The sequence below is a fragment of the Paenibacillus sp. A3M_27_13 genome (assembly GCF_024213315.1).
In the GTDB taxonomy this organism is placed as follows: Bacteria; Bacillota; Bacilli; order Paenibacillales; family Paenibacillaceae; genus Paenibacillus; species Paenibacillus polymyxa_B.
In genome coordinates this window covers 717,237-733,411 of the sequence record NZ_JANAVE010000003.1, presented here as the reverse complement: position 1 = coordinate 733,411, position 16,175 = coordinate 717,237, and the positions used below count along the sequence as shown (strand labels likewise).

At 36.8% G+C, this 16,175-nt stretch carries 5 protein-coding genes and 3 pseudogenes; 2 read left to right on the top strand and 6 right to left on the bottom strand.

Annotation, left to right across the window (positions count from 1 at the left end; all coding sequences use genetic code 11):
- Nucleotides 1-392: 392 nt before the first annotated feature.
- Both NLX82_RS16150 and NLX82_RS16145 read right to left on the bottom strand, forming a co-directional pair.
- Nucleotides 393-1,022 (bottom strand): annotated as a pseudogene (locus NLX82_RS16150) (IS630 family transposase).
- A gap of 1,527 nt (nt 1,023-2,549) precedes the next feature.
- Nucleotides 2,550-4,364 carry a DUF2142 domain-containing protein gene (locus NLX82_RS16145; protein WP_254348551.1) on the bottom strand — a complete coding sequence of 605 codons (1,815 nt, stop codon included), beginning with the start codon at nt 4,362-4,364 and terminating at the stop codon, nt 2,550-2,552.
- 166 nt (nt 4,365-4,530) lie between these two features.
- On the opposite strand from NLX82_RS16145, the pseudogene NLX82_RS16140 reads away from it, so the two are divergent.
- A pseudogene (locus tag NLX82_RS16140) lies at nt 4,531-5,283 on the top strand (IS5 family transposase).
- A 333-nt stretch (nt 5,284-5,616) separates the two neighbouring features.
- Here the strand turns inward: NLX82_RS16140 and NLX82_RS16135 are convergent.
- From NLX82_RS16135 to NLX82_RS16120, 4 genes and pseudogenes are all read right to left on the bottom strand, one after another.
- Nucleotides 5,617-5,904, bottom strand: a pseudogene (locus tag NLX82_RS16135) (transposase); the annotation flags it as partial.
- A 439-nt stretch (nt 5,905-6,343) separates the two neighbouring features.
- Nucleotides 6,344-11,281 carry a glycosyltransferase gene (locus tag NLX82_RS16130; protein ID WP_254348550.1) on the bottom strand — a complete coding sequence of 1,646 codons (4,938 nt, stop codon included), beginning with the start codon at nt 11,279-11,281 and terminating at the stop codon, nt 6,344-6,346.
- 15 nt (nt 11,282-11,296) lie between these two features.
- Nucleotides 11,297-12,013: an ABC transporter ATP-binding protein gene (locus NLX82_RS16125; protein ID WP_254348549.1), complete on the bottom strand. Its 717-nt coding sequence runs from the start codon at nt 12,011-12,013 to the stop codon at nt 11,297-11,299.
- A 9-nt stretch (nt 12,014-12,022) separates the two neighbouring features.
- Complete coding sequence (locus tag NLX82_RS16120; RefSeq protein ID WP_254348548.1) at nt 12,023-13,462, bottom strand: ABC transporter permease; 1,440 nt, start codon at nt 13,460-13,462, stop codon at nt 12,023-12,025.
- Nucleotides 13,463-13,650: 188 nt separating this feature from the next.
- Here NLX82_RS16120 and NLX82_RS16115 point away from each other — a divergent pair, with 188 nt between their 5' ends.
- The gene (locus NLX82_RS16115) at nt 13,651-16,107 is read left to right on the top strand and encodes an O-antigen ligase family protein (RefSeq protein ID WP_254348547.1); all 2,457 of its coding nucleotides are present in this window, start codon (nt 13,651-13,653) and stop codon (nt 16,105-16,107) included.
- Nucleotides 16,108-16,175: the final 68 nt, after the last annotated feature.

Sequence of the window (16,175 nt, the reverse complement as noted above, 5' to 3'; positions counted from 1 at the left end):
TGACATGGCTGCTCTCCAAGCTATGTGGTAGCTAGACTGAGCTTCACGCAGTGTTGTGAGCAAAGGCGAGAATATCCAACATGATCCAGTACGTCGAATTCTTCAAACCCTGCGAAACTGAGAACAAGAAATGGTGGACTATCATTACTGCAACTGGACGAATTCTGCTGTAGAAGGTCGATATAATTGCATAAGGCTTTTCAAACCGTCACTATTTTACAAATAATCGAAATCAATATAAGGCAGGGATTTTAATGTGTGCAATCGCCCTCAGCTTTTCAACTAAATGCACAATAAAAAATACGAACAGGCCAGACAAATTATAAGCGGATTGTCAGACTAAGTGCAACAATTCTTCTGTAAAAGATTCGTTATACAAACTGCAATTAAGATTATAACCTGACCAGCAAGCGATCGATCGTTTTCATCGAATGCTTGTTGATTCGCTTCGTAAATTGGTCCACTTGAAGCTTAATATTATAGAATTCATCAAAAAAGACATTATTGACCACATCTGCTTTAAGCCACAGCCATAGTCCTTCAACCGGATTCAGATTAGGGCTGTGTGGCGGCAGAAAGACCAAATGCAGACGCGAATCCTCCTTCAAAAAAGGCGACAATCCCGTGGCATGATGAATTCGGATGTTGTCCAAAATCAGGGCGATTTTTCCGTTCGGGTACGCCGACAAAAGATCCTAGAGGAACCGAATATAGGCGGCCACATCGGCCTTTTCTTCTTCACGGTGGTGCACCTGTCCTGTTTCATAATTAATCGCTCCGAACAACTTGGCTCCTTCGTGCTTGCCATACGTTGGCACTTTGCGTTGCTTCCCGCGTAGAAACCAGTTATATTGCAAAGCTTGGTAGGAGCGAATCGTCGATTCGTCTTCAAACAACAAATGATCGATGTCTTCGTCTTCAACCTGCCTCTTGAACTGTACGGAGGTGTCCTTGCTGAATGCTTGGGCATCCTCATCGGCTTTAGGAAGTATATCGGTCGCTTTGGTGAAGCTGAAGTTCATTCGTTTAGCATCGCGCTGATTTTGCGTACGCTCATCGTGATGCTAAACTCGCGCTTGATCCACTCTGCCACCAGCGGGAGCGTCCGCTTCAAAGCCCACACCGATCGGTTGCTGCTGGTGCTCCTTGAGCTTCGTCTGTTGTCTGGGGGAGTGATCCATTTCCAGCCCAGCAAGACCATGCTCTTGGTAGTCCTGCCGATAGATGCCGATGGTTTGGCTAACGCAGCCTCGCAGATCGCCACAAACGAATGACCTTCCAGACTAAGACGGACGACCAGGTACCTTTCGTAAAGGCGTTTATATGATATTTCTTTCATGGCTGTATTCAATCGCTCGATTTTTCATTTTCATGTTCATTGCCACTTTGGGTTGAGTTACCATTCATTACCCCATTTTCCGATCCGAGTGAAATAGTTAGTTCAGTTAGTACGCTATATATAGAGTTTTCCATCCTAGACATTTGCGAGGACGATTGTTTATGAAGTGGAGGGCAAGTCCAAGTTTCTCATCCGTGAACAGCACAGTTTCCAATATCCAGTGACCCAATGTCTCCCGGGATCAGACTTCTTTCAGACCCTACTCAAAGCTATCTGTGATTCGCTCAGGAGACTAGATGTTGTCAAGCTTTTTCTCGATCGCCGCAGTTCCATCTCCTCCTCGGCATACAAGCCTGACGGCTATACTGGGTTCCGCTCCATAGAGTTTTTGCTCAGTGTTCCGGCGGGTTTTCCGGCTGATGACGGTATGTTGTTTTCTCAATTCATTTGCAATGGATGGGTTCGCACTCTTGCCCCATACTGATGCAGAATTTCTGCTTGTTACGTTTGATTATGCTAAGATGTGAATAACTCATGATCTGATTCTCCTTGTAGGAGTGGTGTGCTAACTTCATTCTACACGAATCAAGCCACATGTCCCTTTTAATGTTTTCCAGCAGGTATCCCAATTCATATTTCAATCTGTTTAAAAATAAAAAAAGATATCCATCTTGCCCACTACCGAAAATTCAAATAACAAATTGTTGAACAGGAAATGTATGGATATACATACCGTAAGTAAAATCTCCATACTTGAAAAAAGCATCACACTCTACGTCACCAAAATATGTTAGATTCCCCCAGTTATTTGAGATACCATCTACCTGCTAGGGCACACCTCAGAGTAACGCCACCGTGTTGTGATTTTTCGGGACTTTAAAGATAGAAAAAACTAAGTTGTTATGGACTTAGATACAAGTCAGCTGGACCAATAGCACAATGTACAAGGCTCGGTGGCAGATTGATAGGTTTCCCGCCGGATTAAACAGCATCTTAATATTCCTGCGTTGTTTGGTACAACAGAAAATGCGGTCTATGGATAACTGTAATCTGCTTTAATAGTCTGTATCCTGCTCCAATGAATGCTTAACGCTGCCCAGACCACGTGGCCCAGGCATACCACACTTTCCTTTGCACAAATTTTTCGTCTATTCATTCTTCAAAAAGCACCGGGCCATTTTCCAAATAATATAAAATTTGAAGGTAAATTTTAATATATGAGTCTAAATACTAAATCTTCAGCTCTTAAATTATTATTAATAAAAAGATCTCCTTCACTATATATACCTGGCTCGCTTAATTGTAACGTGATAGGAGTCAGTACCTTATCAGACAAAGGTATTATTGTAAAAGAGTATTCTTTGCCTTTAGCATCAATAACTTTGTCAAAATACACGTTATAGAACCTATTATCCAACAACCCAACCGTATTAATTTTACTTTTCCTAATAATTTTTTGTGTGTTTTGATCATATAATATAAATTCATAATCCGTAATTATTTTCTGACCAAACGTTGAAATAAATATACTGACTCCCTTTAATGAATCTTTATTACTTATAAAAGATTGATTAACTTTCGTATCTTTTTGAATGCCACCTGCTATATAATTATTATTAAAAGGTACTAGAAGGTTATATTTGGGACCAAAATAATAATATCTGACTGTTAAAAAATAGCTTGATATTAATAATATTGACATTATAAATATAATTAAAACTAACTTTCTTAATCTATATATAACAGGAAACAATAAATGCATTGAGTAAAAAAATGATAAGGCTAAAGGAATATAATATCTACCTTGAACTCCATGTATTATTTGATTAGTAGGCTGTGGCCAATTAAGATACAACGAGAGCCCAATTAAAATATTCCCTATAAATAATGGTGAAAAAGATACTATGAAATTAAAAATCTCTGACTTTATAGTTATATCCTTTTTAAAATCGCCTTCTTGGATGGCTACTACAAAAAGAACAACGAAATAAAAAATCGTCAAAATCAGCGGCAAGGGAGTATCCAGCCACCCAAAAACCCCAAAAAACTGACTATAAAGAGTATCGTTTCTAAAAGTACTTAAGGATAACAGTTTTATAAAAGATAAAGGATCTGCTATTATATTATTTATTTGATTAACTGGCTCAACAGGAAAATTCATCTTGACCATCCTCGTAAATCCAACCCATATTACGCTAAAAGCAAAGCTTCCTAATATTACAGAAGAATTGAATAGAAAATACCTCCTCCACGTACTATATTTATCGCGTGGAATAAGTAATACTAGTAGTGCTAAAGGAAAATATGTTATTTTAGATACGCCAATGATGCACGCAAGAGTAATTAGTATAGATAAATCTTTCCCTCTTATAATTTCGTTATAAGAATATTTAATCTTCATAATATATGCCATAAAAATAAAAGATACAGCTATAGTAATAGCATCCGGACTTAAAGATACACTTTGATGCAAAGTCATTGGCATTAGGGCTAGAAGCATAAGCAGTACTTTTAATTTTGGTATTATCTTAATTGCATGATAAGTTATTGCAACAAAAAAGACGAAATTGAATAATCTGCCTAGATAGAATAGCACGATCCAAGGCCCACCTAGTAACTTTCCAATTAAGATTCCTAAAGTCTGTGGAATATACGGAACAGGACTGTATACGCAAGAATTCACGTATTCTTGAAAAGAACTATTTTTGTTGGGAAACAAATCGTACGAATCATACACATCCCGTGGATTTTGTTTAACATCGTAATTAAATCTAATTTGATTACTTTTTAGTGTATTGGTGAATTCCAATAAATTTGACGGCAAAAAAGAACCAGCATTACTTCCTTTATAATTTTTGCACATTATTGTCCCCTCGGTTACACCATACGCTCTATAGAAATGTGAATTTTCATCTGGTGCTTGAAAAGGTGGAAGAATAAACAACCAAGCCAACCCTATTATTATAGATATACCCAAGAAAATGTGTTGCGTTTTACTTAAAAATAGCTTTTCTAAACTCCTCATCACAAAATCCTCCAAAACATAGAGTAAATAGCTAGTTTGAATCGATATCGCAAACTTAAATGCCTCTTTGCTACTCGTTATAAATAAAATAGGCTAGTTTGTCACCACTAAACTAGGGCGCGTCTTCAAACTGTTTAAATGGTAATACATAGTTTAAATATATTAGATGAATATGCGATACGAAATAAAAGAGACACGATGGCAGAGAGTCCAAGATTTATTTCCACCTGAACGAAAACCACAAGGAGGGCGTCCCGCATTGGACAAAAGAATTATGTTAAATGCGATGCTTTGGGTTGCACGTTCAGGCGCCCCATGGCGCGATCTACCGATCCACTTTCCCCATTAAAAATCCGTCTACACCCGCTTTCGGCGCTGGTAGAAATCGGGGATTTGGGATGGAGTGCTGAAGCATGTCTCTCTGGATGTTGACGAGGAAAGTGTCATGATTGATGCCACGATTGTGCGCGTTCACCAGCATGGATCGGGCGCAAAAGGGGCGAAGCCAGCAAGCGATCCGACGTTCCCGTGGTGGACTGAGCACCAAAATCCATGCAATAGTTGATGCGTTAGGAAATCCACTTCGTTTCGAATTAACGGGTGGTGAAGCTCATGACTCCGTTCAGGGCTATAAGCTTCTGCAAGCCATGAAATTAACGATGAAGCAAGTATTGGCCGATCGAGCGTATGATACCAATGCAATCCGAGCGCATCTAGATGAAAAACAGGCTATCTCGGTAATTCCAAGTAGGACAAATCGTCGAAAGATTCAATATTACGATCGAGTTGTCTATAGAGAACGTTATTTAGTTGAATGTTCTTCAACAAAGTGAAAAGTTATCGTCGTCTAGCGACTCGCTACGATAAATTAAAGTGTACGCTAGGGCGTGTATTCAAACCTAAGCAAGCCAGATCATAATCGACGCAAACGTCAAAAAAGACTTGAAGGTACATGTCAATTTATCAAGGCGAGTCGCTAGTCAACGGTAGTAATTGGTTTTGTTGAAAAAGCACTCCACTAAATTCCACTCTTTATAGTTTTCTTTGTCCCATTTCCGCTATACTCGATGGTTTTTTTGCTGGCAATCACTGGAGTCACCTCTTGCTCTTTCAAGAGTTGGAGAATACGGTTCGTGTCATATGCAGGTCAGCCAGAACTTGTTTTTGGTTAAATCCATGGACTTCAGCATTTCATAACCCATCACGGAGTCATGCCGTTGTCCAGCTGTCAACTCTAAACGTAACGAGTTGCCTAAAAGTGGTTGGTCTGCCTCGGGGCCTTCCTATGACCTGGATATACTACGCCCTTTTGCCCCAGTCCATGCTGATGAACGCAAACAATGGTCACATCAATCATCACACTTTCGAAGTCAGGTTCAATCGAAATAAGCTCCAAAATCCGATTCCAAATTCCAACGGTTTTCCAGTGGCGGAACCGGGTGTTCACCGAGGACCAAGAAGGATAATAGCCTGTCATGTCGCGCCATGTCGCTCCAGTCCGGGCGACCCACAACATCGCTTTGAGCATCACACGATTGTCCGTTCCAGTTTGACCTTCTTATTTTTTTCATTCTGGTGGCACCACGTCTTTAATCCTTTCCCACTAGATCATCTTGGTATCGTTGCTTCATACTTTTTGATTTACCACGAATTAACTTTATTTTGTAGCTTGAACATACATCGCAGAAGAATGTATCCAATCCACTCCTAAACCTAGCAATTATATTTCCCTTAGCTAACGTTCTGTTAAAGACTTGTTTAATAACATATCTCCTCGGACTCCATAAGTAAAAAGCTGATCCTGTCTCCATTGACTAAATCAGCTTTTTACTCGCTATAAATACGTACTGAATTACTTTTATATAGATTTTTATAAATTATTCAAAAATTAATGACCATATTTAGGAGCAAAATTGTTATTTTATAGACAACGTGGAGGTCACGGCCACTACAATTCATCTATTTTTATTATAAAAAAATTATTGAACTCTCACCCCTTCAAATAACTCTTCAACAGCGTTATTTCCGGTATTAAGTGTCACATGATCACTTAATACTTTTTCATTAGCATTTCGCCCAACAAGGAATCGAAGTTTCTCGCTCTCAATCAAAGAAGTCAAAGCTTCTTGCCATTCCCTTTCATCAGAACAGAGATACCCAGTAACTTCATTTTCAATTATAAGCTTTAGCTCGCTATTTCTACTTGCTACAGTGGGAACATTCACTAAGGCTGCTTCCATCCACTTATTTTCCGACTTGCACGCATGAAAGAAGGTATCTTCCAATGGCATTAAATTAATATCTACAGAAGCAACAAGCTCAGGGAGCTTTCTCCAATCAACAAAATCAAAGTGAGTAATTCTATCTTTATATTTTTCAAATCTCTGATTGAGTTGTAAACAGCCCCCTATTCTCAGAAATACGTTATCGTATTTCTCCAGGACGTTTATTACAACTTCACTGATAACTTCGAAATCTCCATCATGTGTTTTAGACCCACTAAAATAACCAATAGAAATTTCATTTTTATTTTTCATTTTTATATTCTTAGCTTTTGCGGAGATTGCCACCATTTCCATACTGGCAACATTTCGATTTATAAACACCGGCTTGTCTTGGAATGATTCTTCAATAGCTTTTGCCATGTTATTTGTAGAAGTAAAGAAACCATCACACATATTCATGCAGTTAAATATCTTTTTAGAATAATTTTCGAAATCGGAATAGTCATCTCCGGATAAAAACTCCAAATCTTTAATATTCTCAAAACTAAAAATATAATCATCAATGTCATAGAATACCTTTATAGATGAGTTTTTCGCATCTTTAATCATTTTAGAAAGAGTTGGAGTAAGGGTACATCTATAAAGAACTATTGCATTGTAGGATTTAATATCATACAGATCAATGTCCTTTGTTTCAATAAAATCCGATTCGACACCTTGGATAATCAACTGTTCTATAAAGTGCTCAACTCGATAACGTGATGAAAAAGAAAGGTATTCAGCAACAAAGAGCACTCTTTTCTGCTCAAGCGAATCCTGCATAAGAGGAACAACTTTATCAGAAAATTCCAATATTTCATCAAGTGCTACTTGTGCGTTCACCTCACTTATTACCAAGCCCTTTTCATACCTCTTTGCTCTCTCAGCCGGAGCCCCCAAATCAAACACTGCAATCGGTAACCCCATTTTCATAACTTCTTCTGATGTATATGAAAACGTTTCAGGCCAGATGGAAGAAATGAAAAATAAATCTATTTTATTTTGTAACACTAATCGAGGCAAAGATTCAGGATAGTACTTTCCCGTTTCAGTAAATTTAGAATGTTGAATTTCCCCCTCAGAAGAACCGATCAATGTAATCCGAACATCAAGTCCTTGAACCTCTATTAAATTCAACATTTTGCGAACAATATCGATACCTTTATGAAAGTTTAAAACACCTATTAGACCAATGTTTAGCGTAGTAGAGGTTCGACTACTCTTGCTAATCTTAGGCATGTACTTAACTTGATGAGGTATAATAGATAAACTATTTAAATCCCCATAAGTTCTTTGTAAAAGCTCAGCAGAGCTATTAGAGAACGCTATTATCTCATCACAATCTTGTAAAATGCTCCCCCATGCAATACGCCATTTACTCATAGTCTCATACTGTAAATAATTATTATATGGATTACTTAATGCGCAGCGCTCACATTTACTTGATTCAGGTATATCACAAAAACAACCTCTAACATCTAGTAAATTAACAGTAGGGCAAATAGAAAAATAATCATGTAGAAGCATAATTAATTTCGAGCCAAAACGTCTTTTAAATGTACTTATTTGTTCTAACGTTTGATATAAGTCAGGATACGTGACCAGTTCATTAATGTATATCGCTTCAACTCCTATAGCATCAAGAATTTGTTCAAGTTCAGAGAATTTTGAAAACCTGTAACTTATATTGATTTGTTTATAGTTAAATAACATTAAAAAGAAGTTACTATCTACATCATATTTTATTACTATTATTTTTTCATCGTTGTTATTTTTTTCCTTTTTTAAATTTTCTAAATATGCAGAAGCACCGCCACCTATGTTATGGTCTAAAAACACCAGTGGTTTTTTATTATCCAGAGTTGCAGATAGCTTCATTATTAAAAAATCTCGTGTGCTTCTAAGAGGGTCTAACTCAAAAAATGCCGCTACATCTGCATTATAATTCGGATGTTTCTTTGATAAAAGTTTTGCATTTTCTTCTATTAATCTTTGTTTCTCTTCACTCGGGAAACTTCCACCATGTTTGTGATAAACAAAAAGATTATCTACTATAACATTTCTATAGCCATTTTTTATAGCTCTTTGACACCAGTCATTTTCCTCACCATAACCTTTGGAAAAAGTTTCAGCATCTAAATTCCCAATATCACCAAGAGCATTTTTATTTATCCCCATGCAAAAACCAACACCCGTTGGCAATGTATGATAAACCGGTTTAATTAATCTAAATTCCTTATCAATATCATCACAATCCATATTTTCAAACAAACCGTTATCTTTCCCTATTAGAGGAAAACTACACAAAGTCCCGCTATTTGTGAAAGGTGTTGTAGTCGCTATTTTGTCTCCAAGAATAATTGGAGTCATTAGTCTCTCAAGCCAAAATTCAGGCAGTTCAATATCTGTGTTAAGTAATACAACATGGTTTTCAGTTAAACTTAACCCCTTATTCACTGTTTTAACAAAACCCAGATTAGTCAGATTTTCTATAAAGATAATTCGTGGATCCTGATCAGCCAAAATGCTCAAATATTCACTAACTCGTATATCTGTACTGTCATCATTTATAATAATTAAACGATATTTCATCTGAGTTTTTTTTATAGTTTGAAAAAGAGTATCAAAATAAGTGAACCCATTATATACAGGAACAATTAAATCAATTGTATGCTGATATATTTCGGCAGAAAAATCGAGAGAATTCACAGTATTATTCTCCAACCAATCAGGCAAATTAATAGATGGAACATTTGTACTAGTAACCGCACTGATTCTTGGTCGTTTTATTGCAGAGATAATTAAATCAAATCTTCCACTTCGTAAATAATTTAATAGTTTATGGACATTTTGTTTGTTAAGCCGTTTCTTAATAAAGGACAAATATTCAAATATATTAGATTGCACTTTCCCAATGAATATATGTTTTTTAGTCCCATCTAAAGTAAACTCTAAATACACCTTAAAAGAAGAAAAATTATCAATAGAAACGTTCGAATTAAAACCAGAGTAACGAGCACGCTCTATGTTATAAACTTCTTCGACGTCCTTCCTTTCTAATCCACTTATCAATTCTAGCCGATATTCTTTTTTTCCATGAATAATTTTCAAAAACATATCATCAATCTTATCGTTTTCTGAGAATACCCAACCTTTAATAGTTAAGATATTATTTTCAAATTCAAATAATTCAATAGCATTTCTTGTATCAGTTTCAGTTAATTTTTTAGTTTTTTTTTTGAATAAGTCCAAAACTAGTCGTAATGGTTTAGTCATTTTCCAAAAAAAGGCGGTATTAATACTATTATATGCGGCTTGTACATTATCATAGGCAGACCGAACCTGTAACAGTTCATTATTTAAGTCATCAATTTGACTGCTTATAAGTTGATGATAATCATTGTATTTTTTTTCAAATTTTTCGTTTTTCTCTGTAAGTCCTGATATTTTTTCATCTTTAGCTTCACTTACCTCTTTTAGTTCTTTGTCTTTTTGTAAAAGAGTCTCCTTTAGTTCTTTGTCTTTTTGTAAAACAGTCTCCTTTAATTCTTCTGCACTGCGTATTGAGATTTCATTCAGCAATCTTTCTTTATTTAGCAATTCTTTTTTTATCAAAGGAATTTCCTTTAACTTAGAAAGCAAAGTAAAATTCTCAATTTCTTCATATACTAAAATAGCAGCCTTAACTTCAATCCACTTTGTTGAATCTTTAAGTAATATAACATTTATCTGCGGGTCAAAGTTGTCAAAGACAACGTAATCCTCAACAATCACACCATTAATTGGATGAAACTCTAGAACTCCTTCTGATGAAATAACATTTATGTCCTTTAAAATACAAGCTTTATTTTCCACTGGGTCAAAGCGAACTGCTCTAGTATTTTGAGGTAGAACAATCTTCTGTCGAATCTCGTTATGAACTAAGCTTCCTATTAATTCAACACTTTCTTCTTCATTAAATCCTTTTCCAGTATCAAAAAATACTTTGCTAGTGAGAGATTTATTTTTTTCATCATATTGAATTTCATTGATTCTCATATTCATTTCATAATTAAATATTAAATCGGGGATGCTATTCTTTTTTCTTTCAAAAATCATAGCCCACGAACAAATGAAATCCATTGGTTGAACAAGATTGCGAAAGAACCCATTCTCCGCAAATTTTTTACTCCAGTATTCTCCTAATTGTACATTGACATGAGTTCGATCCTCAATATCATCTGGAGTAGAGGAAAATATTATCATATCTGTATATTCACACAAATTTTCAATGGCCTTCTCCCCTAAATCAGGAGACAAATGCTCCAAAACTTCCAAGGTGACTACTAAATCAAATTTCTGAGGGAAACTACTTGGTAGTGGTTCTTCTATAGAGTGCACGATGCAATAAGGTTTTATATCATCGTGAACATTACTTATGGCATACTGAGAAATATCAAAGCCATAAGCCTCAACTCCTCTTTTCCGTAAAGCTTCTACTAAATAACCCATTGCACAGCCTGCATCCAGTACTGTCTTAGGGTCGAATCTTCTAACAATTTCATCTGCAATTCTTGCAAAAAAAGGCTGCCAACGTTCACGATCTGTATAATTTCCACCGCCATTTTCCGCATAGAAATCATTGAAAAAATACCCGTTATAAATTGAATTCATCATGTATTCTCCTAATTATATTTTATAGGCATCGCATACACTCTTAGCCTCACCGATCATTTCCACCTTACCTCCGTCTAACCAAATAACACGGTCACACATTTCGCGTATTTGCTCTAAACTATGCGAAACAAATAACACAGTTGTTCCCCCACTCATTAATTCGAGCATTCTTGCTTTACTCTTAGCTTGAAAGTTCTCATCTCCAACCGCCAGTATCTCATCCACAATAAGAATTTCAGGATTGACAAGAGCAGCAATAGAGAAAGCTAATCTCATTTGCATCCCCGATGAATAGTTTCGTATAGGGACATCAATAAATCTTTCTAACTCACTAAAGTCCAAGATTTCTTCGAATTTTGATTTTAAAAACGACTCTGAGTAACCCAAAATAGAACCATTTAAAAAAACATTTTCACGACCAGTTAGATCAGGATCAAAACCAGAACCGAGCTCCAGCATTGGAACAATAGTACCTTCTATAGTTACACTTCCATGTGTAGGTTTCAGAATACCTGATATCACCTTTAACAAAGTACTTTTACCCGCACCATTCCTACCAATAATCCCCATAACCTCACCTTTTTCAATTTCAAGGCTGACTTCTCTTAAAGCCCAAAATTCTTCATACTTGATTTTCCCCTTTAAAAGAGCAACTGCATGCTCTTTTATACTCTTAATATAGTCATGGTTTATCTTAAACATCATCGAAACATTTTGCGCTTTTATCATAACTTCTCCTTATAAATTCAAAACAAACTTATTTTGAGTTTTTTTGAAAATAATAACACCAACAAATAATGGAACAAAAGCAGCGATTAGACAAAAGATATATGCTTGTGGTTCTGGAGAAACTCCCTCTAAAATAACAGTTCTGCTAAACCTAATAAAATGATAGAGTGGATTCAATTTAAAAATCCCCAAAAATTGTTCTGGAATAATACTCTCAGGGTAAAAAATAGGCGTGGAATACATCCAGAGCATGATAAGGACATTCCACAAGAAACGTATGTCTCTAAAGAACACCATCGCAGAAGATAAAAGAAAGCTCATACCTATGCAAAAAATAACTGTACAACTAAGGCTAAAAAGCAATAATAGTATGGATGGTGTAATGTGCGTTTTCGTTATAAATAGAACTACTAAAAGTGGAATCAGCGAAATCAACAAATTAATGCCTGAGGATAGAACTCTTGATACTGGAAAAATATATTTAGGGATATATACTTTAGTAATTAGGGATGAGTTACCAACAATAGACATCAACCCCATGTCAGTTGCCTCAGAGAAAAAATTAAAAAGCACAATACCAGTCAAAAGATAGACTGGAAAATTAGGAATATCTGATTTAAATAATGTAGAGAACACTACATATTGAACAATCATTGTTAAAACTGGATTTATAAAGCTCCATAATACTCCTAGAACCGAACGTTTATATTTTGTTTTAAAATCTCTAGAAACTAATTGACGAAGTAAAAAGTTATATTTCACGAAAGACCTAAAAATGTTTAAACCAAAGCTATGCTTGCCCTTACGTTGCCTAGCAATAAGATTAATTGCATAGAGAACAAGTACTAATCCTATAGCACCCATGACAGTAAAGTATTTACTCCTAAACGGTACTACATTCTTTTCAGATACAGAAAAAGATAAAATCCCTTTCTTTTGTTGACCATTAACATATAATTGCTGGTCTTTTCTGTTTTCGAAATTATTATACCATAAAGTTACAGAATTCCCTTTAGTCCCTGTATCAGAGGTGATCTTTATACTTAATTTTTTATATGACAAATTTTCTATGGGCTCGCTAATATTTAAAGCGAGTTTTGAGTTGTCTTTTATCGTAGCAGCATCTAAAATCTGTTGAAATAATACTTTTTGACTGTCTTCACTAACCAACTGAACTTTAACAGTTCCAGTATTTTCTCGGTCATAAGTTGCAAATTTTAAAGATATGCCATCTATAGCATTTCCAGTAATCGTAAAGTTCTGCTTAATGACATCGCCTTTCAGAATTTCTCCAATAGGTGTGTTCTCAGCGGTCATTTCTATACTTGAGCCAGTAGATCTATATCTCAATTGTTCGCCAACTAGCCCATAAAATGCGAGAACAATGAAGATATACAATATTATAGATGAGATACAAACTTTCATTAAGTTTAATTTATTTTCATTCATCCAAAAGTCTCCTAATTATAATAATCCAGCATTTTTATAGACTCTATCATATAAAATAGTTCTTCTAGTTTTTAAGCCTCCTTTGTTATCTCATAAGCAAGTGTTTTAAACCATGTAAGGACTTTTTCTATGTGGTCGAATATATGTTAATATACAAATGAATATAAAAACAAAGGAGATTGTAAACCTTGTCGAATCCAGTATACGGGAAACAAGCCCAAACGTCGACCCGTGACGATAAAAGGCCGGCTATATTTTGGGTGTTAATTGTTGGCATTATTCTGTTCTTAGCTTGGGCCCCCTTCCAGGCTGCACTCTTTAATGGGCAAATGCTTGATTTTGAGAAACCCCTTTATTGGGCTTTGATCATCAGCACGATTTTACTGATTTTAGGAATCCTAACCTATTATAAAAAATTCAAGCTGGAAGAGCAAAGGGATTGGCTGGCTGTATTAGTGCTGCTGCTTCCCCTGACTTATGTGCTTTCACTGACTTCAGCAGCTTCACATTACCTGGCCATGAATATGGTGGTGGTACAGTGCATATATGCCGCCCTGTTTATCATCTCAATCTATCTACTACAAGATCGCTTAGGCAATAAGATTATTCACAACCTGATTATGACTGTTGCTTATGTCATTGTAGGCTTTGGCTTTATTAACTGGTTTGGACAGTGGGTACTTGCTGGCAAGATGGTAGGCTGGTTTACCCAATATGTGTACCAGTATCGATATACCAATGCAGTTATGACAGATACAAATGGTCTCCGGCTGACATCAGTGTTTCAATATGCGAATACATATGCGGCCTTTCTAATGGCTTTTCTATTCGCTGCCGTTTTCTGTCTGATGAAATCAAAACTATGGTATGGCAAGGCTATTCACGGCTTCATGTTGGTACCTATTCTGGTCTCGTTATTCCTGACCTTGTCACGGGGCGGTCTGGTTATGTTACCAGTCGTTTTCGTACTGCTCTTGCTCTTCTTTAAACCAGCACGTCAGATTATATGGATTTTGCATTGTGCCATTGCTGGTGTAGCGTCAATATCTATCTTGGCGCCAATTACAAATATGGGTTTACAACTCAACAAGACCTACAACGGCGGAGAGGCTGCGAAGGCTTGGGGGTTACTTATTGGGGTCTCCCTGGCTGTAGCTGTCGTACTGTGGCTTGTTGAACGTTATCTGGCACCAAAGCTGGAAAATGCCCTCAAAGGATGGGCCTCCCGCAAGTTATCCAACCTGTGGCTACCTGTCGGATCTGTTGTGGTGATTGGCTTGATGGCTTTTCTGTTTATTGGAACTGGCCTGCGCAGCGTACTACCAGAAAACGTCCAGGTCCGGTTTGAAAATATCAATTTCCGGCAGCATAGTGTACTGGAACGACTTGTATTCTATCAGGATGCTGCCAAATTGATTAAAGATCATCCTGTTATTGGCACCGGCGGCGGCGGCTGGGCTACTTTATACGAGAAATACCAAGATTATCCTTACACAAGCCGTCAGGCCCATAATTTCTTCATGCAGTATCTAGTTGAAGTTGGTATTCTCGGCTTCGTAATTTTCATGTCATTTATCTTATATATTTTCTATAAATATATCCGTAGCTATATGAGACAAGATGATGAAGAACGGGATTCTCACTTCCTGTATCTCATTTTGGCACTCTCAATCTTACTTCATAGCTTGCTAGACTTTAATCTGAGTTACGTGTTCATGGGCATACTGGTATTTGTGAGTCTCGGTGGTATGGCCGCTGCTATGGACAGCAAGCCGCTTAAACGCCTGTCCATGAGTGCTTCCGGATTCCGAATCATGTATAGTGCAGTCATCGGCATTCTAAGCATTGTGGTGCTTTTTGCAGGTCTCCGCTTTGTGCAATCGGCCAATGCTGCCACATCTGCCAAACAGATCATGGCGGTCAGCTCATCTTTTGAGGAAATCCAAAGTGCCATTAATAAGGATCTTGAACTTCGTCCTACGCACCCAGATTCGGTTATAAGATTGGCTGCACTGTACAAGAATGTGTATGATCAAACGAAAAAAGAGGAATTTTATAACGCTGCAATAGAGGTACTTAATACGGGCCTGAGGGCAGAACCGTATAATAAAATCATGTATAACTCCAAAGTTAACCTTTTAAAAGCAAAAGGTGAACATGAGCAAGCCTTCAGCATTTTGGAAAATAACATTTCCAACTTTGTCTGGGACAATGACTGGTACAATATGTTGATTACCCAAGCTTACACTATTGGTAATAAGGCACATAAGCAGAAGGACACAGCCAAGGAACAGAAATATTTCCAAGCAGGTCTCGCTGCTTATCAGAAGGTTCTGGATGGGGTAGCTCATATTAAGACGGTTCCACCTGAAATTGAGTTGACACGTACTTTTGAAGTAACTCCAGGTATTGCGCTCAGTACTGGAAAAATTGAGTTCATGTTAGGTAAGCCTGCTGAGGCTGCAAGCATCCTCAAAAACGGCTTGAAAGACGACCTGAGCGACGCTACAAATCGTGAGGTTGCTCGCTATTATATTATCGCTCTGCAGCAACAGGGACAGGATGACAAAGCATTGTACGATAAGCTAATAAAAGCTGATCCGACGGAAAAAGAGCAAATTGCTCAGTTAAAATCGGAGAAATAGTAGAAAAAAAGAGACTATCAGATGATGTTATATCATCCGGTAGTCTCTTTCTTATTTTAATAAAGTGA

Bases quoted from the DNA above. Each gene is read 5' to 3' on its own strand.
- NLX82_RS16125 (WP_254348549.1), bottom strand. From the start codon at position 12,013: ATGATAAAAGCGCAAAATGTTTCGATGATGTTTAAGATAAACCATGAC.
- NLX82_RS16145 (WP_254348551.1), bottom strand. From the start codon at position 4,364: ATGAGGAGTTTAGAAAAGCTATTTTTAAGTAAAACGCAACACATTTTC.
- NLX82_RS16130 (WP_254348550.1), bottom strand. From the start codon at position 11,281: ATGAATTCAATTTATAACGGGTATTTTTTCAATGATTTCTATGCGGAA.
- NLX82_RS16120 (WP_254348548.1), bottom strand. From the start codon at position 13,462: ATGAATGAAAATAAATTAAACTTAATGAAAGTTTGTATCTCATCTATA.